Origin of the sequence: Pseudomonas sp. GD03862, assembly GCF_029840855.1 — a bacterium.
In the GTDB taxonomy this organism is placed as follows: Bacteria; Pseudomonadota; Gammaproteobacteria; order Pseudomonadales; family Pseudomonadaceae; genus Aquipseudomonas; species Aquipseudomonas alloputida.
The window spans coordinates 1-26,096 of sequence record NZ_JAOCDI010000037.1 but is presented as its reverse complement, the minus strand read 5'-3'; the positions used below and the strand labels follow the sequence as shown (position 1 = coordinate 26,096).

The following is a 26,096-nucleotide window of genomic DNA, read 5'->3' as shown; positions in this document are numbered from 1 at the left end:
CTTGGACAGCACAGCACTGCCCCGCCTCCAATGAAAAAAACGGTCTAAATACCCCGTTGCATTCACCTCGTTGTACGACCACCTTAGAAAAGGGACTGCAGCCCAACCTCTACCAACAACAACAAACGAGGTCGACTCATGTCGAGCACGCCTACCCCCCGCGCCGCGTCGTCGTACACGCTGGACGCGGCCCCCGCCCAGCGCCTGCCTACCCGCCGCCGCTGGTTCATGCTGTCGCTGCTGCTGGTGGCGACCATCATCAACTACGTCGACCGGGTGAACATTTCCATCGCAGCGCCGTTCATGGCCAAAGACCTGGGCCTGGACAAGGTCGAGATGGGCCTGATTTTCTCCGCTTTCGCCTGGACCTACGCGTTGGCCCTGGTACCGGCTGGCTTCATTGCCGACCGCTTCGGCTCACGCCTGACCTATGGCGTGTCGCTGATCAGCTGGTCGGCGGTCACCGTGGCCCAGGGCCTGGCCAGTGGCTTCGCCTCGCTGTTCGGCCTGCGCCTGGCGGTCGGCGCCATGGAGGCCCCGGCCTTCCCGGCCAACAGCCGTGCGGTTACGGTATGGTTCCCCGCTCGCGAGCGCGGCATGGCCAGCAGCATCTACGTATGTGGCCAGTACCTGGGCACCGCGCTGTTCACCGGCGCGCTCCTGTGGCTGGCGACCACCTATGACTGGCGCCACGTGTTCTACAGCACCGGTCTGGTCGGCATCCTGTTCGGTGCAGTGTGGCTGTTCCTGTATCGCGACCCGCTCAACTGCAAGAAGGTCAGCAAGGAAGAACTGGCCTATATCGAGCACGGCGGCGGCCTGGTGAAAAGCAGCCAGGAACGTACGCGCTTCGACTGGCGCCAGGTTGCCGAACTGTTCCGCTATCGCCAGATCTGGGCGATCTGCCTGGGCAAGTTCGCCAGCACTTCGGCGCTGTACTTCTTCCTCACCTGGTTCCCCACCTACCTGATCGAAGAGCGTCAGCTGACGTTGATCAAGGTCGGCATCTTCGCGGTCATGCCGTTCATTGGTGCCACGGTCGGCATCCTCCTGGCGGGCATCGTCTCTGACCTTCTAATCCGCAAGGGCTACTCGCTGTCGTTCGCCCGCAAGCTGCCACTGGTGGTGGGCTCGATGCTGGGCATGTCGATCGTGCTGGTGAACTTCACCGACTCCAATGTGCTGTGCATCGCCGTGCTGACCCTGGCGTTCTTCGCCCAGGGCATCGCCTCGTCGTCGTGGGCGGCGGTATCGGAAGTGGCACCCAAGGAACTGATCGGTCTGACCGGCGGCGTCACCAGCCTGGCCGCGAACATTGGAGGCATTGTCACCCCGATCGTGATCGGCGCGATCGTGCACGCCAGTGGCTCGTTCGCCATGGCGTTCTGGTTCATCGGTGGTGTGGCGTTGATGGGCACGCTGTCTTACTCGCTGCTGCTTGGGAAGCTGTATCGCATCGAGCTGAAGACTGCGGGCTGAGCCAAGGCGTGTATTGACGGTACCGGCCTCTTCGCGGCTAAAGCCGCTCCTACGGGGGGACGGTATTGGCCCTGGGTTTGACGCTATCCCTGTAGGAGCGGCTTTAGCCGCGAAAGGGCCGGTACAGGTGCCTTGGATAGTCCAACCCAACCCCGCTTTCGTCCAACTTTGCCGGCCAGCCGCTGGATACGCTGTCCACTCCAGTACGGAGGATCTAACCATGACCTACCTGTTCAACCCGCCGGCCATCGTCAGCCTGCCGATCCGTGGCAGCGATGCGCGCTTCCCGGTCGGCCGGGTGTTCTGCCTCGGCCGCAACTACCCGTGGCCGGAATCCTACGGCGCGGCGCCGCAGGAGCCTGTGTTTTTCATGAAACCGGCAAGCAACGTGGTCGAGGCACTGGGCGAACTGCCCTTCCCGCCGCAGACCGACGAGTTCTGCCATGAAATCGAGCTGGTCGCGGCCATCGCCAAAGGCGGCGTCAACATCGCCCACGAGCATGCCCTGGAGCACGTGTTCGGCTTTGCCGCCGGTCTGGACATGACCCGTCGCGATCACCAGCGCAAGGCCAAGGCCGAGGGCCTGCCGTGGGAAGGCGCCAAGGTGTTCGAGGCTTCGGCACCGATGACCGCCATCGTTCCCGCCAGCGAATGCGACTGGCCGCTGGATACGTCGCTATGGCTGCAGGTCAATGGCCAGGAGCGCCAACGTGCACACCTCAGCCAGCAGACCTGGGCATTGGCCGAAGTGATCAGCAGGCTGTCTCGCCAACTGCCACTGCGCCCGGGCGACCTGATCATGACCGGCAGCCCGCCCGGCGTGGCACCGCTGAACCCGGGCGACACCCTTCACGCCGGCATCGATGGTATCGGCGAATTGCACCTGCACGTCGGTCCTCGCCCTGCCGGGCATGCCGCCAACGCCGCCTGAACCTGCTGGAGCCTATCGATGAGCCAAAACAAGAAAGTCGCGCTGGTCACCGGTGCTGGCAGTGGCATCGGCCGTGCCGTCGCCCTCGCCCTGCTCGAGGACAACTTCAGCCTGGTCCTCGCCGGGCGCCGCGCCGAACCGCTACAAGCCGTCGTCGAGCAAGCGCTAGCAGCGGGCGGTGAGGCCTTGGCCGTTCCCACTGACGTGCGCGATGAGCAAAGCGTTGCGCAATTGTTCGCCACCATCGAGGAGGTGCATGGCCGCCTCGACGTGATGTTCAACAATGCCGGCATCAACGCCCCCGCTGTCCCCGTCGACGAGCTGCCGTTGGAGAACTGGCGCAACGTCATCGCCACCAACGTCGATGGTGTATTCCTGTGCGCCCGCGCCGCCTTCGGCCTGATGCGCCGCCAGCAGCCGCAAGGCGGGCGGATCATCAACAACGGCTCGATCTCGGCGCACACCCCACGCCCGTTCACCGCACCTTACACCGCCAGCAAGCATGCGGTACTGGGCCTGACCAAGGCGCTGGCGCTGGATGGTCGGCCTTACAACATCGTGTGCAGCCAGGTGGACATCGGCAACGCCCTGACCGAGTTGTCCGAGCGCATGACCCGGGGGGTGCGCCAGGCCAATGGCGAGATCGCCGCCGAGCCGATGCTCGACGTGCGCCATGTGGCCGATGCGGTGCGCTACATCGCTGCGCTGCCGCTCGACGCCAACGTACTGAACATGACCGTGATGGCCAGCAACATGCCATTCGTTGGCCGTGGCTGATCCCTGTTTATGATGGAGTAACCGATGAAACCAGAAGTCCTGCAACTGAGCCCTATCCTGATCCCGCAGATCCGTGAGCGCCTGGAACAGCTGTTCACCGTACACCGCTACTACGAACAGGCCGACAAGGAGGCCTACGTCAGCCAGCATGCTGGCAATATTCGCGGTGTGATCACCGGCGGCCACACCGGCATCAGCCAGGCGCTGATGGCGCGCCTGCCCAACCTCGAAGTGATCGCCGTCAATGGCGTCGGCACCGACGCGGTAGACCTGGCCTATGCCCGCGATCGCGGCATCCAGGTGACGGCGACCATCGGTGCGCTCACCGAGGACGTCGCCGATCTTGCCATCGGCCTGCTGATCGGCTTGTGCCGGGGGATCTGCACCGGTGACCGCTTCGTTCGCGCCGGCCGTTGGGCCACCAGCACCACGCCGCTGGCACCGCTGCCACTGGCCCGGCAGGTGTCGGGCATGCGCGTGGGCATCGTCGGCATGGGCCGGGTCGGTCGGGCAGTAGCGCAGCGGGCGGCAGCTTTCGGTTGCCCGATCCGCTACACCGATCTACAGGCGCTGGATGTGCCCTACGGGTTCGAGGCAGATCTGCTGCAGTTGGCCAAGGACAGCGATGCGCTGATCCTCGCGGCGGCGGCTGACAAGGGCGAGGCGCTGATCAATCGCGACGTGCTTCAGGCGTTGGGCAGCGAGGGGTACCTGATCAACATCGCACGCGGCAAGCTGGTAGATGAGCCTGCGTTGATCGCCGCGCTGCAGGCCGGCGAGATCGCTGGCGCGGCGCTGGATGTGTTTGCCGATGAACCGCGAGCGCCCGAGGCGTTGTTCGAGCGTGAAGATGTGGTGCTGCAACCGCATCGCGCCAGTGCCACGGTACAGACACGCACGCGCATGGGCGAGATGGTGGTGGCCAGCCTGGTGGATGTGTTTGCCGGGCGCACGCCGCAGGGGTTGGTTATCTAGTCGGCTTGTGCTGGCCTCTTCGCGGGCAAGCCCGCTCCCACAGGTCCAACAGCGCCGTATTTGAAGGCGGTGCAGATTCCGTAGGAGCGGGCTTGCCCGCGAAGAGGCCGGCACAGGCAGCAAAGGGGTATCAGGCCACCGCCAGCTCCACCGCCTCCCCCTTCAACCGCACCGGCCACACCCGCAACCTCTGCCCGGCATCCTCCAGGCACTCCCCACTCAGCAGGCTGAAATGCTGCTTGTACAACGGCGCCGCCACCACCAGCTTGCCCTGCACACTGCCCACCAGCCCACGGCCGATGATATTGGCACCGGAGCGCGGGTCACGGTTGTCCACCGCGTATAACGGCTGCGCCTGCCCCGGCAGATAGAACAACGCCACCTGGGCCCCATCGAACCAAACCACGACCCCGGAATCGGCCACTAGGTCTTGCGCCTGGCACACCGTCTGCCAGTTTTCTTGCGTGTTCACAGCAACATTGGCCAGGTTCATCAGACAGCCTCCTCGACAGTTGGGATCAGGTGCAGCGGTGCAGCGGGCCGGCGTTGTTCGCGTTCGCGCACGAAGTGCACGTCCGGGTCGGCGCGTCGGTCGTTGACGAAGGTACGGAAGCGCTTGAGCTTCTCCGGATCGTTGAGGGCATTGGCCCATTCGCATTCATATTGGTCGACCACATGCTGCATCTGCGCTTCCAGCTCGCTGGCCAGGCCCAGGCTGTCGTCGATGATCACCTGCTTCAGGTAGTCCAGCCCGCCTTCCAGGTTTTCACGCCACACCGAGGTGCGCTGCAGCTTGTCGGCCGTGCGGATATAGAACATCAGCACGCGGTCGATCAGGCGTACCAGGGTTTCGTCGTCCAGGTCAGTGGCGAACAGCTCGGCATGCCGCGGGCGCATGCCGCCGTTGCCGCACACGTACAGGTTCCAGCCCTTGTCGGTGGCGATAACGCCGATGTCCTTGCTCTGCGCCTCGGCGCATTCACGGGTGCATCCCGATACCGCGAACTTGAGCTTGTGGGGGCTGCGCAGGCCCTTGTAGCGATCTTCCAGGCGCAGGGCCATGGCGACACTGTCCTGCACGCCGTAACGGCACCAGGTGCTGCCCACGCACGACTTTACCGTGCGGGTCGACTTGCCGTAGGCGTGGCCGGTTTCGAAACCGGCCTCGATCAGTTCGCCCCAGATCAGAGGCAGCTCGTGCAACTGGGCGCCGAACAGGTCGATGCGCTGGCCACCGGTGATCTTGGTGTACAGGTCGTATTTCTTGGCCACCTGGCCGATGACGATGAGTTTGTCGGGGGTTATTTCACCACCGGGAATGCGCGGCACCACCGAATAGGTGCCGTTTTTCTGCATGTTGGCCATGAAGGTGTCGTTGGTGTCCTGCAGCGGCACCAGCGCCGGGTCCATGATCGGCTGGTTCCAGCACGAGGCGAGAATGTTGCCCACCGCCGGCTTGCAGATGTCACAACCCAGATGGCCCTTGCCATGGCGTTCGAGCAGTTCGCTGAAGGTGCGGATACCCTCCACCCGCACCAACCCGTACAACTCCTGCCGGGTGTAGGCAAAGTGCTCGCACAGGCTCTTGTCCACCGCCACGCCGCGGGCCGTCAGCTCGTGCTCGAAGACTTGCTTGAGCAGGGCCGCGCAACCGCCGCAGCCGGTCGCGGCCTTGGTGCAGCCCTTGACCGCAGCCAAGTCGCTACAGCCACTGTCGATCGCGGCGCACACCGCCCCCTTGCTGACGTTGTGGCAGGAGCAGATGGTCGCGCTGTCGGGCAGCGCATCGGCGCCCAAGGCCGGCGCACCACCGCCTTGTGGCAAGATCAGCGCTGCCGGGTCGGCCGGCAGGGCGATGCCGTTCTGGGCGTACTGCAACAGGGTGTCGTAATAGCTGTTGTCGCCGACCAGCACCGCGCCGAGCACGTGCTTGCCGCTGGCATCCACCACCAAACGGCGGTAAGCGCTGTTGGCTTCATCGATGAAGCGATAGCTGCGCGCGCCCGGCGTGGCACCGTGGGCATCGCCGATCGAACCGACATCCACACCCAGCAGCTTGAGCTTGGTCGACATGTCGGCGCCGGTGAACGCCACTGCCGCCTCGCCCATCAGTAGCCCGGCCAGGTTGCGCGCCATGCTGTAGCCAGGGGCGACCAGGCCGAACACGCTGCCGTTCCACGAGGCGCACTCGCCGATGGCGAAGATGCGTGGGTCGCTGCTGCGGCAGTGGTTGTCGATGACCACGCCACCGCGCGCGGCGATGTCCAGGCCGCAACCCCGGCCCAGTGCATCCTGTGGGCGGATACCGGCGGAGAACACGATCAGATCGGTTTCCAGGTGCTCACCACCGTCGAAGTTCATGCGGTAGCGGTAGGTTTCACCAGCACTGACCGACTGGGTGGCGCGCGACAGGTGCACCCCCACACCCAGCGCTTCGATCTGCGCCTTCAACGCGGCACCGCCCTCGCCGTCCAGCTGTACCGGCATCAGCCGTGGGGCGAATTCCACCACGTGGGCTTCCAGCCCCAGCGACTTGAGGGCGTTGGCAGCTTCCAGACCAAGCAGGCCACCGCCGACCACCACCCCTCGGCGGGCACCGGCTGCGGCAGCACGAATGCCATCGAGGTCGTCCAGGGTGCGGTAGACCAGGCGGGCATTGCCGTTGGAGCCTTCGATCGGCGGCACGAAGGGATAGGAGCCGGTGGCCAGCACCAGCTGGTCGTAGCCATAGCGACCTGCGGCAGTGACGACTTCGCGGCGCTCGCGGTCGATCTCCAGCACGGCCTCACCCAGGTGCAGGTGCACGCCATTGGCGTCGTAGAAATCGTGCTCACACAGGGCCAGGGTTTCGGCACAGCTGCCGCCGAAGTATTCGGACAGGTGCACGCGGTCATACGCGCGTTGGCGCTCTTCGCCGAATACCCGCACCTCGAAGCGCTGCAGGGCGCCGCGACTGACCAGTTGTTCGACGCAATGGTGGCCGACCATGCCGTTGCCGACGATGACCAGTCGCTCTCGTTGCCCGCTGCTCGCTGTTGCCTTCATAAGCCGATCCTCGATCAAAAAAAAAGCGCCTGGAGCCGAAGCTCCAGGCGCCTTTGCCTGTATTCATCACGGTAGGGGGCCCGGGTTGATCGCCGTTGATCAGTGGGCTTTGTTGTATCCGAGGTTAAGCAGGGAGCGTGCCAATTGGGTTGCGTGGGTTGCGTGGGTTGCCTGTGTCGGCCTCTTCGCGGGTAAACCCGCTCCTACACTTGCGCTGGGCCCGCCCAGCCAATGCACATTCAAGGTGCACAACACCCCATCTTGGAGCACTTCAGTACACATCGCGCCGATAACGCCGGGCCTTGCTCAAGCCTTCGACATAAGCCGCAGCCGCAGCCGCATCCATCCGGCCATGCTCGGCGACGATCACCCGCAACGCCGCATCCACATCCCTGGCCATGCGCTGCGCATCGCCACACACATAGAAATACGCCCCCGCCTCCAGCCATTGCCACAGCTGCGCACCCTGCTCGAGCATGCGCTGCTGCACATAGATCTTCTCGACCTGGTCCCGCGAGAACGCCGTGTCCAGCCGCAGGTGCCCCGCCGCCTGCCAGGCCTGCAACTGCTCCTGGTAGTAGAAATCGGTCGCTGCGTACTGCTCGCCGAAGAACAGCCAGTTGTCGCCTTTTGCCCCCCGTGCCTCTCGCTCCTCGAGGAACGCACGAAACGGTGCAATGCCGGTACCAGGGCCCACCATGATCACCGGCACGCTGTCGTCCTCGGGCAAGCGAAAGTGCTTCGACACCTGCGGGAAGATCGCCACTTTCTGCACCTGCGCACGGTCGGCAAGAAAGCTTGAGCACACGCCTTTACGTTCGCCATAACGCACCGTCGATACCGTCAGATGCACCTGGCCTGGGTGCGCCAGCGGGCTGGAGCTGATCGAATAGAGCCGCGGCTGCAATGGCTTGAGCAATTCCAGCCAGCTGGCCAGCGGCAACTGCTGGGGGAAGGCGCGCAGCACATCGACCAACTGCCGGCCCCACAGCCAATCTTGCAGCTCGGCCTTGCATTCAGGGTGCAGCAAGCGCTGCAGGTCAGGCGCATTGCTGGCAAATGCCTGCAGTTGTTGCGCAGTGACCTTGGCAATTTCCAGGTGTGTTTGCAGGGCTTCGGCCAATGGCATGGCGCAATGACCTTTAAGCTCGACCATCGCCTGGCCATCGAGCTGCATCAGGGTCAGCAGCTCTTCTACCAGGGCCGGGCAGTTGCGCGGCCATACGCCCAGGGCATCGCCGGCAGCGTAACTGAAGCCGCTGCCGCCCAGGTCGAAGACCAGCTGGCGGGTTTCCTTGCTGGCGCCGGGGCCATTGAGCAGGCGGTTTTCCACTACGGTGGCCATCCAGGGTTGCTGCTTGCTGAACGCCGATACGGGTGCAGGTTCACTCGCCGGAGGCGGCGCTGTGGCAGTGCCCAGTGCAGGCAATAACGCTTCGAGCCAGCCAGCAAAGGCTTCGTCGAAGTCGGGCTCGCAGTCCACCCGCGCCAGCAGGCGATGCCCTCCCAGCTCGGCCAGGCGCTGGTCGAGCTTGCGGCCAAAACCGCAGAACTGGTCGTAACTGGAGTCGCCCAGGGCCAGTACGGCATAGGGCAGCCCGGCGCAGTGAGCGCCCTCCTCGCCCTGCAAGGCCTGCCAGAAGGCCGCGCCGCTGTCGGGCGCGTCGCCATCGCCAAAGGTGCTGGCGATCAACACCACACTGGCAGCACCCTGCAGCTGGCTTGGGCTGACCGCCTCCAGGCAGCTGAGTTGCACGTTCAGACCGGCACCGCGCAGGCGCGCGGCACAGCGTTCGGCCAATTGCTCACCATTGCCGGTCTGCGAGGCCCACAGCACCTGATGCCATGGCGCGGCCTGTGCCGCGATGGGCGCAGTTGCAGGCTGGGCGAACAGCCCGGCCAGCAAACCGTCGACAAACAAGCGACGGCTGGCAGCCAGCGGCGCACTGGCCGGCAGGCGGGGTATGCCCTCGGCGCGGGCCTGGTCCAGGCCCAGCAGGAAACCTTGCAGGTAATGACGCTCTTCTTCGGCCAGCACCGGAACCGGCAGGGTGTGCAGGCCAAGCAGACGGGACAGGGTGGCGGTCGGCATGCGGACAGGCTCTACAGTGGCAGTGTTCAGATCAAGGGCGTCGATGCGCTCGCCTGCGACCCGCTCCAGGGCTACGGCGCAGTGTTTGAAAGCAGGCTGCAGCGACAGCGGGTCGACCGCATCGCAGGTCGCGGCATTGATCGCCAATTGCTCGCCGATCAGGTCGTTCCAGTGAAACGGCGCAAAGCAGTTGCCCGGCATGACCCGGTCACTGATGCGCGCCGGCAACACGGCGTGCCCCCGGCGCGAGCGAACGGCCACCTGGTCCTTTTCAGCGACACCCAGCCGGGCGGCATCCTCTGGGTGAATCTCGAGGTAGGGGCCGGGCTCCAGTTTGTTCAGCGCCGGCACCTTGCCGGTCTTGGTCAACGTGTGCCATTGGTGCTGCACGCGACCGGTATTCAGCACCATGGGGTAGTCATCGTCCGGCACTTCCGCTGCCGGCAACCAGGGCCGGGCAAAGAAGCGCGCCTTGCCGCTGACGGTGGGGAAGGCCAGTGCCGGCCGCCTACCCCGGGCATCGAGCAGTAGCGCCTGGCTGCTGCCGTCGTTGAGGTAGCGCAGCGGGCTACGATGCTGTTCGCTGCCCGGTGCACAGGGCCACTGGCGCGGCTGCGTACGCAATTCGGCATAGCCGATACCGCGCAGGTCATAACCGGTGACAGGGTTGTGGAAGCGGCGTATTTCCTCATACACCGCTTCGGCATTGGGGTAGTCGAAGGCGTCGGCATAGCCCATGGCGCACGCTACGCGGGCAATGATCTGCCAGTCCGGCAGACTTTGCCCGGGGGGCTCGACAGCGCGTGGCATCAGGGTCAGGTTGCGCTCGCTGTTGATCATCACACCCTCGCCTTCGGCCCACAACGCGGCCGGCAGCAGGATGTCGGCGTAGCGGTTGGTTTCGGTGTCGAGGAAGGCGTCCTGGGTAATGACCAGTTCGGCCTTGCGCAGGCCGTCGATCACTTGCTGGCGGTTGGCGACACTGGCCACCGGGTTGCTGCAGATGACCCAGCAGGCTTTCACTTCACCGGCTTTCATCTGCCCGAACAGCGCCACCGTACCCTCGCCGCCCTCGCTGCGCAGGCTGCCGGGTGGCAGTTGCCACTGCCGTTCGACGAACGCGCGGTCATCTTCCACCAACGCTGAGCGCTGGCCTGGCAAGCCGGGGCCCATGTAGCCCATGTCGCGGCCGCCCATGGCATTGGGTTGGCCGGTCAGCGAGAACGGGCCGCTACCGGGGCGGCAGATGGCACCCGTGGCCAAGTGCAGGTTACAGATGGCGTTGCTGTGCCAGGTGCCGTGAATGCTCTGGTTCAAGCCCATGGTCCAGCAGCTCATCCAGTTGTTGGCGCTGCCGATCCATTCGGCGGCCTTGATGATATCGGCCTCGGCCAGCCCGGTGATGGCGGCGACGCGCTCGGGGGTATAGTCGTCGAGGAAGGCCGGCATTTCGTCCCAGCCTTCGGTGTGGCGGGCGATGAAATCGGGGTTGGTGTGGCCGTTGCGATGCAGCAGGTGCAAAAGGCCGTTGAGCAAGGCCATGTCACTGCCGGGGCGCACCTGCAGAAACAGGTCGGCCTTATCGGCGGTTGCGCTGCGCCGCGGGTCGACGACGATCAGCTTCGCACCGGCCTTGACCCGATCAAGCAGGCGCAGGAACAGGATCGGGTGGCAGTCGGCCATGTTGGCGCCGATCACCAGAAATACGTCGGCGTGCTCGAAGTCCTGGTAACTGCCAGGTGGGCCATCGGCGCCAAGCGACAGCTTGTAGCCACTGCTGGCGCTGGCCATGCACAGGCGCGAGTTGGACTCGATATGGCGCGTACGGATAAAGCCCTTGGCCAACTTGTTGGCCAGGTACTGGGCCTCCAGCGACATTTGCCCGGACACGTACAGCGCCACGGCATCCGGGCCGTGCTGGTCGATGATGCCGCGCAGACGCTCGGCGGTGGCAGCGATGGCCTGGTCCATGCTGGTGCGCACTGGCGGCTGGCTGCGTTGCTGGCGCAGGTAGGCGTCGGCCATGCGCCCGCTGGCACTCAGTGGCTGGTGTGCGGTGAGGCCTTTGGTGCATAGGCGGCCAAAGTTGCTCGGGTGCAGCTTGTCGCCGCTGATCTTGCCGACCTTGCCATCGGCAACGCTCATGACGATGCCGCAGCCCACGCCGCAGTAGGGGCAGACGCTGCGTACTTCGCTGTTGGCCATGGGCGGGCTCCTGTGGAAAACGCAAAAAGGCGCCGGCTGCCCCGGCATGCTGATGCAAGCGGGGCAACACGGCGCCTTTGTCGTGAAGTGGTGAGGGCTGTCGACGTTGACAGCCCGGGATGAGGGTAGATCAGCAATTTATGGGCCAGCTATACCGGCCCTTTCGCGGGCATGCCCGCTCCCACAGGGATATCGCAAGGCCTGAGGGCGGCGCAGTACCTGTGGGAGCGGGCGTGCCCGCGAAGAGGCCTGCACAGGTTACGCACCATGCGGTGGCAACCTCACGCTCCCAGGCGCTTTGCTGGGGCAATTTCCAGCATGAGCAACTGCCCTCCCCCCATGTCCCAGGTGATCCTCAAGCCCCCCGCCCAACTCGACCTGATGCGCCGCACCGGCCAGTTGCTGACCCAGGTGTTTGCCAAAATCGACAGCTTCATCCGCCCCGATGTGACCACGATGCAGATCAACGACCGCGCCGAAGCGTTCATCGTCGATACGCTCAAGGCACGGCCGGTGACCGAGGACGGGTTTGAGGTGCTGACGCTGCGGGAATAAGAGTGGCGCAGCTAGCCCCTTGTTGCAGAGGGGCGGAGACGATCGCATGATGCAGAAATAAAAAAAGCGACCCTAAGGTCGCTTTCTTTTTTACTTCCGGGTGTTCAGTGGGCCCTGGAAGTGGAATATGGCGCAGCGGACGGGACTCGAACCCGCGACCCCCGGCGTGACAGGCCGGTATTCTAACCGACTGAACTACCGCTGCGCTATACATCGAGTGGTGGGTGATGACGGGATCGAACCGCCGACCCTCTGCTTGTAAGGCAGATGCTCTCCCGGCTGAGCTAATCACCCATGTCTCTCGGTGTGGCGCGCATTCTACGGGCGACTTGGCGCTCTGGCAAGCACTTATCGAAGTTTTTTCACACTTCGGTCAAACACCAAAAATCAGGCACAAAAAAAGCGACCCTAAGGTCGCTTTCTTTGTTACTTCCGGGTGTTCAGTGGGCCCTGGAAGTGGAATATGGCGCAGCGGACGGGACTCGAACCCGCGACCCCCGGCGTGACAGGCCGGTATTCTAACCGACTGAACTACCGCTGCGCTATACATCGAGTGGTGGGTGATGACGGGATCGAACCGCCGACCCTCTGCTTGTAAGGCAGATGCTCTCCCGGCTGAGCTAATCACCCTTCGTCTCGGTGTGGCGCGCATTCTACGGAGCGCCCCGCACCCTGGCAAGCACTTTTTAAACTTTTTGCAAAAAAAACCTCAGGCCTTTCAAAGACCTAGCGTTGTCGGGCGATTCTTTCGTGCATAAGTCACTGCTGGCCCTCTGACAGGGCTGGCCTCAATTCACCGCTCGGAGAATAATGCCCGCCTTATGCATTAAGGAGAGATTGCCCCTCATGTGGTTCAAGAACCTGCTGACCTACCGCCTGACCCAGGAAGTTCCGTTCGAGCCTGAAGCGCTGGAAGCCGCCCTGGCCAGCAAGCCGGCCCGCCCCTGCGCCAGCCAGGAGCTGACCACTTATGGTTTCGTCGCGCCGTTCGGCAAAGGCGAAGACGCTCCCCTGGTGCATGTCAGCGGCGAGTACCTGCTGATTGCCGCGCGCAAGGAAGAACGCATCCTGCCGAGCAGCGTGGTCAACGACGCGGTCAAGGAAAAGGTCGAAGAGATCGAGACCGAGCAAATGCGCAAGGTCTATAAAAAGGAACGCGACCAGATCAAGGACGAAATCATCCAGGCGTTCCTGCCGCGTGCGTTCATCCGCCGCTCGATGATCTTCGCTGCCATTGCCCCGCGCCTGGGCGTGATCCTGGTCAACTCGGCCAGCGCCAAGCGCGCCGAAGACCTGCTGTCGACCCTGCGTGAAGTGATGGGCTCGCTGCCCGTGCGCCCGGCCACGGTGAAGATTGCGCCAGTGGCCACCATGACCGACTGGGTCAAGTCGCAGCAAGCCGCCGAAGGCTTCTATGTGCTGGACGAGTGCGAGCTGCGCGACACCGCCGAAGATGGCGGTATCGTGCGCTGCAAGCGCCAGGACCTGACCGGCGAAGAGATCCAGCTGCACCTGAGCACCGGCAAAGTGGTGACCCAGCTGGCCCTGGCCTGGCAAGACAAGCTGTCGTTCATCCTCGACGACAAGATGGTCATCAAGCGCCTGAAGTTCGAAGAGCTGCTGCAGGAGCAGGCCGAGCAGGATGGTGGCGATGAGGCTGCGCAGCAGTTCGATGCCAGCTTCCAGCTGATGATGATGACCTTTGCCGAATTCCTGCCGGTGCTGTTCGAGGCGCTGGGCGGGGAAGAGATCCCGCAAGGGGTCTGACGGGTATGAGTTGCGGTGCTGGCTTGAAGCGTTTCTGCCAGCACCGGCCTCTTCGCGGGTCAACCCGCGCCTACGACGGCCTGCGCCCAATCACCAATGTGTGTCCACCCCCGATCAGTTGTAGGAGCGGGTTTACCCGCGAATACGGTAGCGGCGGCAACGGTGAACGACGGGTGGAAATTGGCCAGCAGGCGTGGACTTGCCCGGAAGGCCGCAGATTGGCACCATGGCACCCACTGTGAGGACGACCTCACGACGCACCGCGTGACCATTCCGGGGACGGCCCCATCATTCAAACGATGGAGACACACTCATGTCCTGGATCATCCTGTTTTTCGCCGGCCTGTTCGAGGTTGGCTGGGCCGTCGGCCTCAAATACACCGACGGTTTCACTCGACCACTACCCACTGTCCTTACCGTCGGCGCCATGGTCATCAGCCTGGGCCTGCTGGGCCTGGCCATGAAGGAGTTGCCGCTGGGCACCGCCTATGCCATCTGGACCGGCGTAGGCGCAGTCGGTACGGTCATCGCCGGGATCATTCTGTTCGGCGAGTCCATGGCCCTGGTGCGGCTGGTCAGTGTGGCGCTGATCGTCTGCGGCCTTGTCGGCCTGAAAGTCAGCGCCAGCTAACCCCTATCGCAGAGGGCCGCGCAGGCGGCTGACCTGTTCGCGCAACACCTCGGGCTGCGCCGCCTCCACCGGGATGGCGGCGCCTGCCACGATGGTCACCCGCGACCACAGGCGCTTGAAGAAGCCCTTGGCCGGGTCGCGGCTGAAGAAGCTACCCCACAACCCCTGCAAGGCCAGCGGAATCACCGGTACCGGCGTTTCTTCGAGGATGCGGCTGACCCCACCCTTGAAGACATCGATTTCGCCATCGCCCGTCAGCTTGCCTTCCGGGAAGATGCACACCAGTTCACCATCCGCCAGGTATTCGGCAATGCGCGCGAAGGCCCGCTCGTACGTCGCCTGGTCTTCGTTACGCCCGGCAATCGGGATGGCACCGGCAGTGCGAAACACGAAGTTGAGCACCGGCAGGTTGTAGATCTTGTAGTACATGACAAAGCGGATCGGCCGGCGTATGGCCCCGCCCAGCAGCAACGCATCGACGAACGATACGTGGTTGCACACCAGCAACGCTGCACCTTCGTCGGGGATGCGCTCAAGGTCTCGGTGCTGCACGCGGTACATCGAATGGCTGAGCAGCCAGATCAGGAAACGCATGGTGAACTCAGGCACGATCCTGAAGATATAGGTGTTGACCGCGATATTGAGCAGCGACACCACCAGGAAAAGCTGCGGGATGCTCAGCTTGGCCACGCCTAGCAGGATGATGGTGAGCACCGCCGACACCACCATGAACAAGGCATTGAGGATGTTGTTGGCCGCGATCACCCTGGCGCGCTCGTCCTCGGCCGTGCGGGCCTGGATCAACGCATACAACGGCACGATGTAGAAGCCGCCGAACACACCCAGGCCAATGATTGACAGCAAGATCCACCAGGCCTGGCTCATGCCCAGCAGTGCCAGCCAGTCGTGCGGCGCTGCTGCAGCCGGTACATCACCGGAGTGCCACCACCACAGCAGGCCGAACAGGGTCAGGCCGAACGAGCCGAACGGCACCAGGCCGATTTCCACCTTGCGTCCACTGAGCCGCTCGCACAGCAGCGAGCCCAGGGCAATGCCCACCGAGAACAGGGTCAGCACCAGGGTCACTACCGTGCCATCACCGTGCAGCCAATCCTTGGCATAGGCCGGGATCTGCGTGAGGTAGATGGCGCCGACAAACCAGAACCACGAGTTGCCGACGATCGAACGCGACACCGCCGGCGGCTGGCCCAGGCCCATGCGCAAGATCACCCACGACTGCTTGAAGATGTTCCAGTCCAGCGGCATTTGCGGCGAGGCGGCAGCCGCCCGAGGGATCCAGCGGCTGGCGAGGTAGCCGAGTACCGCCGTGCCGACCACGCCCCCGGCTACCACCGTTGCGTAGCTGTCGGCCGACATCATCATGCCCGCGCCGATGGTGCCGGCGAGGATGGCGAGGAAGGTGCCGGTTTCCACCAGCCCGTTACCGCCCACCAGCTCTTCCTCGCGCAGGGCCTGCGGCAGGATCGAATACTTCACCGGGCCGAACAGCGCCGAGTGGGTCCCCATACCGAACAGCGCCACCAGCATCAGCGCCAGATGGTTGGTGACAAAGCCCAGCGCACCAATCGCCATGATCACGATTTCGGCCAGTTTGATTGCCCGGATCAGCGCATCCTTGGCGAACTTCTCGCCAAACTGCCCACCCAGCGCCGAAAACAGGAAAAACGGCAGGATGAACAGCAAGGCACACAAGTTGACCCAGATCGATCGGTCACCATCGCCCAGGCTGAGCTTGAACAAAATCGCCAGGATCAGCGACTGCTTGAACAGGTTGTCGTTGAAGGCACCCAGCGACTGAGTGATGAAAAACGGCAGGAAACGCCGCTTGCCGAGCAAGGTGAATTGCGAAGAGTGACTCATCGTCCTTGGTCCTGAGGGCTTTTCAATTGGAGGCTCGCCAAGCGCGCCGGGCCACAAATCTGCATGGGAAATGCGCTGGCTGGCAAGCACCGGCTCAGGCATGACCACACAAGCTTGCGTTCAAGGACCTGCTGGCAGTTGCAGCACTGGCGCTAGGTCACTCGAAGCCAAACAACGCCCGCGCGGTATCCAGCAACAGTGCCTGGCGCAACTGCGCCGAACAACCCAAGGCCTCGAACTGTTCGACAGCGGTGCCGAAACTGACCTCCGACTCATGCTGGGTATGCGGCCAGTCACTGCCCCACATCAACCGCTCTGCGCCGTAATGGGCTTCCAGCGCGCACAGCGCCTGACGGGCGAATGGCAGGTTCTCCTCCGGCGAGCCCTGCAGCCTGTAGATGCCGGACACCTTCACCCACACATTGCCCCGACCGCTCAGGGTCAGCAGTTCGGCAAACCCCGGCTGGCCCAGGCCACGGCGGGCATCCGGGCGGCCGAAATGGTCAATCACGATGTCCAGCCCATAGGGCTGCAATGCCCGCACCAGCACTGGAATGTCCGCCACCTGACGGTGCAGTTCCACGTGCCAACCCTGCTCGCCGATGCGCTCCAGCAGGGGCCGCCACTGCGCGCCGGTCAGGTCAGGCATGTCTTGCCCCATGAGGTTGAGGCGTACCCCCCTGACTCCCAACCGGGCCATTTCCGTCAAGGTCGCCCGCTCGACATCCCGCTCCAGCATCACCACCCCGCGCAGTTGCCCTGGCACGGTCTGCAAGGCGCTGAGCAGGTAGCGGTTGTCGGTACCCAGGAAGCTGGGCTGGACCAGTACGCCATGGCTGAAACCATGGGCCCGCAGTTGGCCCAGGTAGTCGCCCAGCGGCGCATCGTAGCTGGGCGCATAACGCCGCTGGGTGGCCAGGTTCAGCCCACGGCTGAACACGTGGGCGTGGCTGTCGATGGCAGTCAGGTGCAAAGCGGGTGCGTCGGGCATGGTTCTCATACAAACAGGTTCAGGTTACTTGGCGACGGCACCGGCCGTTTCCGGCGCAGGTGCAGATTCAAGGTTGCGGCCACGGGTTTCGGGCAGGCACAGGGCTGCGATCACCGCAACGCCATAGGCGATGCCGGCATCGATGCCGATGGCACTGCCCAGCGACATCGACTCGCTCATGTGCCCGACCAGGAACGGGAACACGGCCGACAGCACGCGACCGAAGTTGTAGCAAAAGCCCACCCCGGCGCCGCGCACGTCAGCCGGGTACAGCTCATTGAAAAACGCACCCAGGCTGGCCGGGATGCCGGCGGCGAAAAAGCCCAGCGGGAAGCCGAGGAACAGCATCTGCGTATTGGTCAGCGGGAAGAACACGTAGGCCTGCACGGTCAGTACACAGCACAGGGCGAACAGCAGGATGTTCTTGCGCCTGCCAATACGGTCGATCAGCAGGCCGCTGACCACGCAGCCGCACCAGAAGGCCAGGATGATCACCGCCAGGTAACCGCCCGAGTTCAGCACCGAAAGGTTGCGCTCTGTCTTGAGGAAGGTCGGCAACCAGGTCATCACCGCGTGGTAGCCACCGTGGGCACCCAGGCCGAGCAAGCCACCCAGCAGGGTCACACGCAGCAGTTCAGGGCGGAAGATGCCAGCCATCGACTGCAAGAAGCTGGAAGGGATGGCCTTTTCTTTCTGCAGGCGCTGGAAGCTGTCCGGCTCGGGCACGTTGCGGCGTACCCAGATGATCAGCAGCGATGGCAGCAGACCGACGAAGAACATCACCCGCCAGGCAAACTCCTGCGGCACCAGCGAGTAGATCAGCGTAAACAGTGCCACCGCCAGCCCCCACCCCACAGCCCAGGCACTCTGCACCGTGCCCATGACCTTGCCGCGATACCTGGGGTTGATGGTTTCGGCCATCAGCACAGCGCCGGCTGCCCATTCGCCACCAATGCCAAAGCCTTGCATGGCCTTGACGAACAGCAACGGGTAGAAGCCGGTGACGAACGCCGAAAGGAAGGTGAAGAACGAGAACCAGAGAATCATCCATTGCAGGGTACGCACGCGACCATAGCGGTCGGACAGTGTGCCACCCAGCCAGCCGCCGATTGCCGAGGTCACCAGGGTCAGGCCACTGATCAGGCCGGCATCGCCCTTGGTCAGGGAGAACGCGGCAATCAACGCGGGGATGGCCAGGCCGAACATCTGCACTTCCAGCGCATCGAGCGACCAGCCGCCGAAACAGGCCCAGAATGTCTTGCGTTCCCGTGAGGTGATCTCGCGATACCAGCTGAACATGATTGTTATCCTTCTAGTCGTGGTGTGACGGGCAGGCGAAGCCACTGCGCCGTGGCAGCACGGCGCAGACAGGTAAAAGGGTGAAGCGACCGGTTTAGCGAATGTCGATGCGGTAGCGGAAGTGCTGCGCATGGCCGCGCGAGCGGCGCCATTCCAGAGGTTTGCCGGCGTAATCGCGGGCCAGGCGCTCGATCACGACCACCGGGCTGTCGGCCGGCAGTTGCAGCAAGCGGCCATGCACCGCGTCGACCGCTTCGGCGGTCAGGGTTTCTTCGGCGTAGGCGACCACCTGACCGCACAGCGCTTCGTAGATCGGGTACAGCAGCGGGCCCTCGCTGTTCAGATCCACGTCCAGCAGCGGCTGGAAGGTTTGGCGCGGCAGCCAGATTTCTTCGGCCAGCACCGGCTGGGCGCCGAGCAGACGTGTGCGAATGATGCGGATCACTTCTGCCTCCCCTGCCAGGCCCAATGCCTCGGCCACCGCGGAAGGCGCCGGCAGCGACTCGATGGAGAGAATGCGGCTTTCCGGCACTATGCGCTCGCCATTGGCGGCCTCGAAACGGAAGAAGCGGAACAGCGACGACTGGAACTGTGGGCGGCGAATGAAGGTGCCGCGGCCCTGCTGGCGCTCCAGCACGCCTTCGGCCACCAGGACATCGACGGCCTTGCGCACGGTACCGATCGACAGGTCGAACTCGGTGGCCAAGGCTGCCTCGGTCGGGATCGCTTCCCCCGGGCGCCAGCGGTTGTTGGCAATTTGCGCGACCATGTGATCGCGCAGTTGTTGGTAGCGGGGCAGTCGAGCATCACCGGTCAATGGGTGCATGGGTCTCGCTCTCGTCTTGTTATATAAACATATATATGAATTTTTCGAGAGTATTCCCTGAGCCTGACGGGCTGTCAATCCTCCGCCTGTCGCCCTTTGGTAGGCGAAACGTCCTTGTGTCGGGAGGACCGCATGTGGCTTATGCTTGTGCTCGGCAAACCCGCACAACAAGGACGTGGCAATGCTCGCCGCCATAAAACGCTACCCGCACACCGTTCGCCTGCTGCTCACCACCACCTTCACGCTTACCGTCGCCCGTGCCCTCACCCTGCCCTACCTGGTGGTTTACCTGGCCGACAATTTCCAGCTGCCGATCAGCCAGATCGGCCTGCTGATCGGTGGCGCGCTGATCGTTGCCTCGCTATTGAGTCTGTACGGTGGCCATCTGGTCGACACCTTGAGCAACCACACGCTGGTCAGCGCCAGTACCCTGCTGTTCGCCCTGGCCTTCGTCGGCGCGGTCGCCAGCCGTTCGGCACTGCCGTTCTTCTTCTGTCTGGTGTTGATCAACCTGGCCCTGGCAGTGGTCGATATCGCCGCCAAGGCAGGCTTCTGCGCGTTACTGCCGGTGGATGAGCGGGCCGAGGTGTTCGCCATCAAGTACACCCTCAGCAACGTCGGCTACGCCGCCGGCCCGTTGCTGGGCGTGGCCATGCTTGAACTGAACGACCATGTGCCGTTCCTCGCCTCTGCCCTGCTTGGCCTGGCCATGTGCCTGGCTTATTGGCGCCTGGGTGATCGCAGCCTGCAGGCCAGCGCGCCGGACAAGCCTGCGGCCGGCTTCGGCCAAGTGGCGCTGGGGCTGGCGCGGGATCGTCGGCTGGTGTGCTTTACCGTGGGTGGGGTGCTGAGCGCGGTGGTGTTCGGCCAGTTCACCGCCTACCTGTCCCAGTACCTGGTGGTCACCAGCAACCCGGCCGAAGCGGCACGACTGATCGGCTATCTGGTCACCACCAACGCCGTGACGGTCATTGCCTTGCAGTACCTGATTGGCCGGCGTATCAGCCGCCAGCGCCTGATGCCGTGGCTGTTGGCCGGCATGGGCCTGTTCATCGTCGGCTTGCTGGGTTTTGCGCTGGCAGGCTCGGTACTGGCCTGGTGCCTGGCGATGCTGGTGTTCACGCTGGGCGAAATCATCGTGATCCCGGCCGAGTACATGTTTATCGACCTGATCGCACCGGAGCACTTGCGCGGGGTGTATTACGGCGCGCAGAACCTGTCCAACCTGGGGGCGGCGCTGGGGCCGGTGATGGTGGGGTTTGCACTGGTACACCTGTGGCCAGGGGCAGTCTTCTACCTGCTGGTGTTGTCGGTGATACTGGCAGGGGTGTTCTATTGGTTGGGTACCCGCAGGGGTTGATGTTGCCTGTTCCGGCCCATTCGCGGGTGAACCCGCTCCTACAACCATCGTCTGCGCTGACGAAGCGGCACTTGCGTGCCAGACTGATTGATCGGGACCGCGTTACCTTTTTGCTTCGGAGTCTTCATGTCGTTGTCCAGCGGGCTGATCGCCGTGGTCGCCCTGGCCTATATGGCCATCATGTTCGCCATCGCCTTCTATGGCGACCGCCGCAGCACGCCATTGCCGCCAAAGCTGCGTGCCTGGGTGTACAGCCTGTCGCTGGCCGTGTACTGCACCAGCTGGACCTTCTTCGGCGCGGTCGGCCAGGCCGCCGAACAGCTTTGGGCGTTCCTGCCCATCTACCTGGGCCCGGTACTGCTGCTGATCTTCGCCCCTTGGGTGCTGCAGAAGATGGTGCTGATCAGCAAGCAGCAGAACATCACCTCGATCGCCGACTTCATTGCCGCGCGCTACGGCAAGTCGCAGACCCTGGCAGTGGTGGTGGCACTTATCTGCCTGGTCGGCGTGCTGCCGTACATCGCCTTGCAGCTCAAGGGCATCGTACTGGGCGTGAACCTGCTGATCGGCGCCAACGCCGACGCCACCGGCACCCGCGTGCAGGACACCGCGCTGGTGATATCGCTGGTACTGGCGCTGTTCGCCATCGTCTTCGGTACCCGCAGCCTGGATGTGACCGAGCACCACCGCGGCATGGTCCTGGCAATTGCCTTCGAATCGCTGATCAAGTTGCTGGCGTTCCTTGCCGTGGGCATCTTCATCGTTTTCAACCTGTATGACGGTTTCGACGACCTGTTCAGCCAGGCCCGCCAGTCGATCCACTTGCAGGACTATTGGAAAGAAACCATCAATTGGCCTTCCATGGTGGTGCAAACCGCCGTGGCGATGATGGCAATCATCTGCCTGCCCCGGCAGTTCCACGTTACCGTGGTGGAGAACATCGAACCGCAGGACTTGCGCCTGGCGCGCTGGGTATTCCCGATGTACCTGGCACTGGCCGCGCTGTTCGTGGTGCCGATTGCCCTGGCCGGGCAGATGCTGCTGCCCGGCACGGTGATCTCCGACTCGTTCGTCATCAGCCTGCCCCTGGCCGAGGCGCACCCGAGCCTTGCCCTGCTGGCGTTCATCGGCGGTGCCTCGGCGGCCACCGGCATGGTGATCGTCGAGGCCGTGGCGTTGTCGACCATGGTGTCCAACGACATGCTGCTGCCCTGGCTGCTGCGCCGCAACAACGCCGAGCGGCCTTTCGAAGCGTTCCGCCACTGGATGCTTTCGGTACGCCGGGTAACCATCGTGGTGATCCTGCTGCTGGCCTATGTCAGCTACCGCCTGCTGGGTTCCACCGCCAGCCTGGCGACCATCGGCCAGATTGCCTTTGCCGCTGTGACCCAGCTCACCCCAGCCATGCTTGGCGCGCTGTACTGGAAGCAGGCCAACCGTCGCGGTGTGTTCGCCGGCCTGGCCGCTGGCATTTTCCTGTGGTTCTACACCTTGGTGCTGCCGATTGCCGCGCACAGCCTGGGCTGGTCGTTGCAGTTGTTCCCTGGCCTGGCGTGGCTGCACGGCAACCCGCTGAACCTGCCGATCAGTCCACTGACCCAAGGTGTGGTGCTGTCACTGGCGGGCAATTTTACCCTGTTCGCCTGGGTTTCGGTGCTGTCGCGCACGCGGGTTTCCGAGCACTGGCAGGCCGGCCGGTTCATTGGCCAGCAGACCAGCGCGCGGCCCAGCAGCAAGCCGCTGCTGGCGGTGCAGATCGACGACCTGCTGACCCTGGCCTCGCGCTTTGTCGGGGAAGAGCGCGCACGGCAGAGCTTCATCCGCTTTGCCTACCGCCAGGGCAAAGGCTTCAACCCTAACCAGAACGCCGATGGCGACTGGATCGAGCACACTGAGCGCCTGCTGGCCGGGGTGCTCGGTACCTCGTCGACCCGCGCGGTGGTCAAGGCGGCCATCGAAGGCCGTGACATGCAACTGGAAGACGTGGTGCGCATCGCTGACGAAGCCAGTGAGGTGCTGCAGTTCAACCGCGCCCTGCTGCAAGGCGCCATCGAGAACATCAACCAAGGCATCAGCGTGGTCGACCAGAACCTGCACCTGGTGGCCTGGAACCGCCGCTACCTTGAACTGTTCAACTACCCGGACGGGCTGATCAGCGTAGGGCGGCCGATTGCCGACATCATCCGCTACAACGCCGAGCGCGGCCTGTGCGGCCCCGGCGAGGCACAGGTGCATGTGGCGCGGCGGCTGCACTGGATGCGCCAGGGCCGCGCGCACTCCTCCGAGCGGCTGTTCCCCAATGGCCGGGTGATCGAGCTGATCGGCAACCCGATGCCGGGCGGCGGCTTTGTCATGAGCTTCACCGACATCACCCCGTTCCGCGAGGCCGAGCAGGCCCTGCGCGATGCCAACGAACGCCTTGAGCAACGCGTGGCGGAGCGCACCCACGAACTGTCGCAGTTGAACCAGGCGCTGTCCGAAGCCAAGAGCCAGGCCGAAGCGGTGAGCAAGTCCAAGACCCGCTTCCTGGCCGCCGTCAGCCATGACCTGATGCAACCGTTGAACGCCGCACGGCTTTTCTCTGCCGCCTTGTCGCAACAGGCCGAGGGCATGAACGAAGAGGCCCGGCAGTTGGTACAGCACATGGACAGCTCGCTGCGCTCGGCTGAAGAGCTGATCAGCGACCTGCTGGACATCTCGCGCCTGGAAAACGGCAAGATCACCCCGGATGCCAAACCCTTCGCCCTCAATGAGCTGTTCGACACCCTGGGCGCCGAGTTCAAGCTGCTGGCGGCCGAGAAAGGCCTGGAGTTCCGCCTGCGCGGCAGCCGCCTGCGGGTGGACAGCGACATGAAACTGCTACGCCGGGTGCTGCAGAACTTCCTCACCAATGCCCTGCGCTACGGCAAGAGCCCGATCCTGCTGGGCGCGCGCCGACAGGGCGAGCGCCTGTGGCTGGAGGTCTGGGACCGTGGCCCGGGCATTGCTGACGACAAGCTGCAAGTGATCTTTCAGGAGTTCAAGCGCCTGGACAGCCACCAGACCCGCGCCGAGAAGGGGCTAGGCCTGGGCCTGGCCATCGCAGACGGTCTGTGCCGGGTGCTGGGGCATCCGCTGGAGGTGCGCTCATGGCCAGGCAAGGGCACGGTGTTCCGCGTCAGCGTACCGATTGCACGCCAGGCCGCCGCGGCGCCAAGCACGCCCGTGGAACAACAGGGCGGCCAGCCACTGGCGGGGCTGCAAGTGCTTTGCGTGGACAACGAAGACAGCATCCTGATCGGCATGAACAGCCTGCTGAGCCGCTGGGGTTGCCAGGTATGGACCGCGCGCAACCAGGCCGAGTGCGAAGCCCTGCTGGCCAAAGGCATGCGCCCGCACCTGGCATTGGTGGACTACCACCTGGACGACGGCGAGACCGGCACCGGGCTGATGGGCTGGCTTCGAGCACGGCTGGGTGAGCCGGTACCCGGTGTAGTGATCAGCGCCGACGGCAGCAAGGAAACCATCGCTCTGGTACATGCATCAGGGCTGGACTACCTGGCCAAACCGGTCAAGCCTGCGGCCTTGCGCGCCCTGCTCAATCGCCATCTGAGCCTGGCTCAGTAACCGCTACCTCGGGCAGCGCCTCATCGGACAGCGCCCGCTCCAGCAGGTCTGCCGGCAAGCTCTTGCTGGCACGGGCGCCCAGCAGCTTAAGCTGCTCGCTGCGGCTGACCAGGTTGCCACGCCCTTCGCACAGCTTGTTGCGCGCTGCCGCATAAGCCTTGTCCACCTGCTGCAAGCGGCTGCCCAGTTCGTCCAGGTCCTGGATGAACAGCACGAACTTGTCGTAGAGCCAGCCGGCACGCTCGGCAATTTCGCGGGCGTTCTGCCCTTGACGCTCCTGCTTCCACAGGCTGTCGATAACCCGCAAGGTGGCCAGCAACGTGGTAGGGCTGACAATCACGATCTGCCGGTCGAAGGCCTCCTGGAACAGGTTCGGCTCGGCCTGCAGGGCCGCCGAAAAGGCCGCCTCGATGGGCACGAACAACAACACGAAATCCAGGCTGTGCAGGCCTTCGAGGCGGCTGTAGTCCTTGCTCGACAGGCCTTTGACGTGGCTGCGCAGCGACTGCACATGCTGCTTGAGCGCAGCTTCGTCGTTGCCGGCAACGAACTGCTGGTACGCCGTGAGGCTGACCTTGGCGTCCACCACCACCTGCTTGTCGCCGGGCAGCATGATCAGCACATCCGGCTGGAAACGCTCGCCATCGGCGCTTTTCAGGCTGACCTGGGTCTGGTATTCGCGGCCCTTTTCCAGGCCGGCATGTTCCAGCACACGTTCGAGGATAAGCTCACCCCAGTTGCCTTGGGTCTTCTGGCCCTTCAAGGCCTGGGTAAGGTTGGTGGCTTCGTCGGACAGGCGCAGGTTGAGCTGTTGCAGGCGCTCCAGCTCCTTGCCCAGCGAGAAGCGCTCGCGGGCCTCTTGCTGGTAGCTTTCCTCCACGCGTTTTTCGAAGGCCTGGATGCGCTCCTTGAGCGGGTCGAGCAACTGGCCAAGGTGCTGCTGGCTGGTCTGGGCGAAGCGCTGCTCGCGTTCGTCGAAGATCTTGGTGGCCATGTCGGCGAACTGGGCGCGCAAGGTGTCACGGGCCTCCTGCAGGTCTTCCAGGCGTTGCTGGTGGCTTTCCTGCTGTTCACGCAGCTCTGCGTCCAGGCGCGCGGTTTGCGCCTCCAGGCGACGCAGTTCGGCTTCGCGGTTGGCGCGCTCAAGGCTCCAGGCGTGGGCGGCGTCACGGGCGTTGTCGCGATCGATCTGCAGCAGCTCCAGCTCACGGCTTTGGGCGGCCAACTGGGCCTGCTTGACGGCGTTGGCCTCACTGAGGTCGCTGACCTCGTCGCGACTGGCGTCCAGTTGCGCCTGCAGGCCGGCCTGGGCCAGCTGGGCTGCATTGAGGCGTTCTTCGAGCAAGGCCTGCTCAGCTTGCCGGGCGCCTTGGCGGCGCTGCACCTGCATGACCCACACCAGGCAGGGTATTGCGCCTGCCACCAAGCCCAGCAGAATGCTGGCCAGATCCACTGTCATGCTTACCCCGAACGCTCTGATGCAAATTGAGTGCAGCTTATCAGCCTGATGGGTGTGTTGCCTGCATCCGCCTCTTTGCGGGCAAGCCCGCTGCGCAAGCCTGAAAGAAAAGCCCGCACGGTCGCCCGTAGGAGCGGGTTCACCCGCGAAGAGGCCGGCCCTGCTGGCCAATTTCCACCCGCCGTTCACCGTCGCAGCCGCCACCGTATTCGCGGGT

The 26,096-nt window shown here is 64.1% G+C and carries 16 protein-coding genes, 4 tRNA genes and 1 pseudogene; 9 read left to right on the top strand and 12 right to left on the bottom strand.

Translation table 11 applies throughout. From position 1 onward, the window contains the following. The first annotated feature begins 138 nt into the window (after positions 1-138). From N5D53_RS20970 to N5D53_RS20955, 4 genes are all read left to right on the top strand, one after another. On the top strand, positions 139-1,479 hold the full coding sequence (locus N5D53_RS20970; protein WP_104962390.1) for an MFS transporter: 1,341 nt from the start codon (positions 139-141) through the stop codon (positions 1,477-1,479). Between the two features lie 220 nt (positions 1,480-1,699). Beyond that, positions 1,700-2,410 carry a fumarylacetoacetate hydrolase family protein gene (locus N5D53_RS20965; protein WP_104962391.1) on the top strand — a complete coding sequence of 237 codons (711 nt, stop codon included), beginning with the start codon at positions 1,700-1,702 and terminating at the stop codon, positions 2,408-2,410. A gap of 18 nt (positions 2,411-2,428) precedes the next feature. Then, positions 2,429-3,187, top strand: coding sequence for an SDR family oxidoreductase (locus N5D53_RS20960; RefSeq protein ID WP_129933456.1), 759 nt, complete (start codon positions 2,429-2,431; stop codon positions 3,185-3,187). Positions 3,188-3,211: 24 nt separating this feature from the next. After that, on the top strand, positions 3,212-4,162 hold the full coding sequence (locus N5D53_RS20955; protein ID WP_279840735.1) for a 2-hydroxyacid dehydrogenase: 951 nt from the start codon (positions 3,212-3,214) through the stop codon (positions 4,160-4,162). Positions 4,163-4,292: 130 nt separating this feature from the next. Here the strand turns inward: N5D53_RS20955 and nirD are convergent, their stop codons facing one another. The 3 genes from nirD to N5D53_RS20940 form a co-directional block, all read right to left on the bottom strand. Beyond that, the gene (nirD, locus tag N5D53_RS20950; RefSeq protein WP_104962392.1) at positions 4,293-4,655 is read right to left on the bottom strand and encodes a nitrite reductase small subunit NirD; all 363 of its coding nucleotides are present in this window, start codon (positions 4,653-4,655) and stop codon (positions 4,293-4,295) included. Next, positions 4,655-7,207: a nitrite reductase large subunit NirB gene (gene nirB / locus N5D53_RS20945; protein ID WP_121162070.1), complete on the bottom strand. Its 2,553-nt coding sequence runs from the start codon at positions 7,205-7,207 to the stop codon at positions 4,655-4,657. The genes nirD and nirB overlap by 1 nt, the downstream gene beginning before the upstream one ends. A gap of 271 nt (positions 7,208-7,478) precedes the next feature. Continuing rightward, on the bottom strand, positions 7,479-11,504 hold the full coding sequence (locus N5D53_RS20940) for a bifunctional nitrate reductase/sulfite reductase flavoprotein subunit alpha (protein ID WP_279840734.1): 4,026 nt from the start codon (positions 11,502-11,504) through the stop codon (positions 7,479-7,481). A 318-nt stretch (positions 11,505-11,822) separates the two neighbouring features. Here N5D53_RS20940 and N5D53_RS20935 point away from each other — a divergent pair. Next, positions 11,823-12,026: pseudogene (locus N5D53_RS20935) on the top strand (type I methionyl aminopeptidase); the annotation flags it as partial. Positions 12,027-12,187: 161 nt separating this feature from the next. Here the strand turns inward: N5D53_RS20935 and N5D53_RS20930 are convergent. From N5D53_RS20930 to N5D53_RS20915, 4 genes are all read right to left on the bottom strand, one after another. Next, positions 12,188-12,264 (bottom strand) — tRNA-Asp (locus N5D53_RS20930). A 13-nt stretch (positions 12,265-12,277) separates the two neighbouring features. Then, positions 12,278-12,353: transfer RNA gene (locus N5D53_RS20925), tRNA-Val, on the bottom strand. 170 nt (positions 12,354-12,523) lie between these two features. Then, a tRNA-Asp gene (locus tag N5D53_RS20920) sits at positions 12,524-12,600 on the bottom strand. Between the two features lie 13 nt (positions 12,601-12,613). Next, a tRNA-Val gene (locus tag N5D53_RS20915) sits at positions 12,614-12,689 on the bottom strand. A 216-nt stretch (positions 12,690-12,905) separates the two neighbouring features. On the opposite strand from N5D53_RS20915, the gene rdgC reads away from it, so the two are divergent. After that, positions 12,906-13,826, top strand: a complete 921-nt coding sequence (gene rdgC / locus N5D53_RS20910) for a recombination-associated protein RdgC (RefSeq protein WP_003252510.1) — start codon at positions 12,906-12,908, stop codon at positions 13,824-13,826. Positions 13,827-14,139: 313 nt separating this feature from the next. After that, positions 14,140-14,457: a quaternary ammonium compound efflux SMR transporter SugE gene (gene sugE, locus N5D53_RS20905; RefSeq protein ID WP_010952753.1), complete on the top strand. Its 318-nt coding sequence runs from the start codon at positions 14,140-14,142 to the stop codon at positions 14,455-14,457. 3 nt (positions 14,458-14,460) lie between these two features. Here the strand turns inward: sugE and N5D53_RS20900 are convergent, their stop codons facing one another. The 4 genes from N5D53_RS20900 to N5D53_RS20885 all read right to left on the bottom strand — a co-directional run bounded on the left by N5D53_RS20900 (position 14,461) and on the right by N5D53_RS20885 (position 19,454). Next, on the bottom strand, positions 14,461-16,338 hold the full coding sequence (locus N5D53_RS20900) for an MFS transporter (protein ID WP_049587237.1): 1,878 nt from the start codon (positions 16,336-16,338) through the stop codon (positions 14,461-14,463). A gap of 157 nt (positions 16,339-16,495) precedes the next feature. Beyond that, entirely contained in the window at positions 16,496-17,329 is an 834-nt protein-coding gene (locus N5D53_RS20895) for an amidohydrolase family protein (RefSeq protein ID WP_279840732.1), read from the bottom strand. Positions 17,330-17,353: 24 nt separating this feature from the next. Next, a complete protein-coding gene (locus tag N5D53_RS20890; RefSeq protein WP_014754228.1) occupies positions 17,354-18,628 on the bottom strand; it encodes an MFS transporter in 1,275 nt (424 codons plus the stop codon). A gap of 94 nt (positions 18,629-18,722) precedes the next feature. Beyond that, positions 18,723-19,454, bottom strand: coding sequence for a GntR family transcriptional regulator (locus N5D53_RS20885; RefSeq protein WP_020189988.1), 732 nt, complete (start codon positions 19,452-19,454; stop codon positions 18,723-18,725). A 181-nt stretch (positions 19,455-19,635) separates the two neighbouring features. Between N5D53_RS20885 and N5D53_RS20880 the strand changes: the two genes are divergently transcribed. Together N5D53_RS20880 and N5D53_RS20875 are read left to right on the top strand one after the other, a co-directional pair. Beyond that, entirely contained in the window at positions 19,636-20,814 is a 1,179-nt protein-coding gene (locus N5D53_RS20880) for an MFS transporter (RefSeq protein WP_279840731.1), read from the top strand. A 126-nt stretch (positions 20,815-20,940) separates the two neighbouring features. Then, a complete protein-coding gene (locus N5D53_RS20875) occupies positions 20,941-24,420 on the top strand; it encodes a PAS domain-containing hybrid sensor histidine kinase/response regulator (protein WP_129933919.1) in 3,480 nt (1,159 codons plus the stop codon). On the opposite strand, the gene rmuC is transcribed toward N5D53_RS20875, so the two are convergent. Further along, positions 24,392-25,765 carry a DNA recombination protein RmuC gene (gene rmuC / locus N5D53_RS20870; protein WP_162497237.1) on the bottom strand — a complete coding sequence of 458 codons (1,374 nt, stop codon included), beginning with the start codon at positions 25,763-25,765 and terminating at the stop codon, positions 24,392-24,394. The genes N5D53_RS20875 and rmuC overlap by 29 nt on opposite strands. Between the last annotated feature and the right edge of the window lie 331 nt (positions 25,766-26,096).

Excerpts from the sequence above, each read along its gene's own strand:
- N5D53_RS20900 (WP_049587237.1), bottom strand. The coding sequence starts at position 16,338 with ATGAGTCACTCTTCGCAATTCACCTTGCTCGGCAAGCGGCGTTTCCTG.
- sugE (WP_010952753.1), top strand. The coding sequence starts at position 14,140 with ATGTCCTGGATCATCCTGTTTTTCGCCGGCCTGTTCGAGGTTGGCTGG.
- N5D53_RS20885 (WP_020189988.1), bottom strand. The coding sequence starts at position 19,454 with ATGCACCCATTGACCGGTGATGCTCGACTGCCCCGCTACCAACAACTG.
- N5D53_RS20875 (WP_129933919.1), top strand. The coding sequence starts at position 20,941 with ATGTCGTTGTCCAGCGGGCTGATCGCCGTGGTCGCCCTGGCCTATATG.
- N5D53_RS20960 (WP_129933456.1), top strand. The coding sequence starts at position 2,429 with ATGAGCCAAAACAAGAAAGTCGCGCTGGTCACCGGTGCTGGCAGTGGC.
- N5D53_RS20895 (WP_279840732.1), bottom strand. The coding sequence starts at position 17,329 with ATGCCCGACGCACCCGCTTTGCACCTGACTGCCATCGACAGCCACGCC.
- nirB (WP_121162070.1), bottom strand. The coding sequence starts at position 7,207 with ATGAAGGCAACAGCGAGCAGCGGGCAACGAGAGCGACTGGTCATCGTC.
- N5D53_RS20940 (WP_279840734.1), bottom strand. The coding sequence starts at position 11,504 with ATGGCCAACAGCGAAGTACGCAGCGTCTGCCCCTACTGCGGCGTGGGC.
- N5D53_RS20880 (WP_279840731.1), top strand. The coding sequence starts at position 19,636 with ATGCTCGCCGCCATAAAACGCTACCCGCACACCGTTCGCCTGCTGCTC.
- N5D53_RS20890 (WP_014754228.1), bottom strand. The coding sequence starts at position 18,628 with ATGTTCAGCTGGTATCGCGAGATCACCTCACGGGAACGCAAGACATTC.
- N5D53_RS20970 (WP_104962390.1), top strand. The coding sequence starts at position 139 with ATGTCGAGCACGCCTACCCCCCGCGCCGCGTCGTCGTACACGCTGGAC.
- nirD (WP_104962392.1), bottom strand. The coding sequence starts at position 4,655 with ATGAACCTGGCCAATGTTGCTGTGAACACGCAAGAAAACTGGCAGACG.
- N5D53_RS20955 (WP_279840735.1), top strand. The coding sequence starts at position 3,212 with ATGAAACCAGAAGTCCTGCAACTGAGCCCTATCCTGATCCCGCAGATC.
- rdgC (WP_003252510.1), top strand. The coding sequence starts at position 12,906 with ATGTGGTTCAAGAACCTGCTGACCTACCGCCTGACCCAGGAAGTTCCG.
- N5D53_RS20965 (WP_104962391.1), top strand. The coding sequence starts at position 1,700 with ATGACCTACCTGTTCAACCCGCCGGCCATCGTCAGCCTGCCGATCCGT.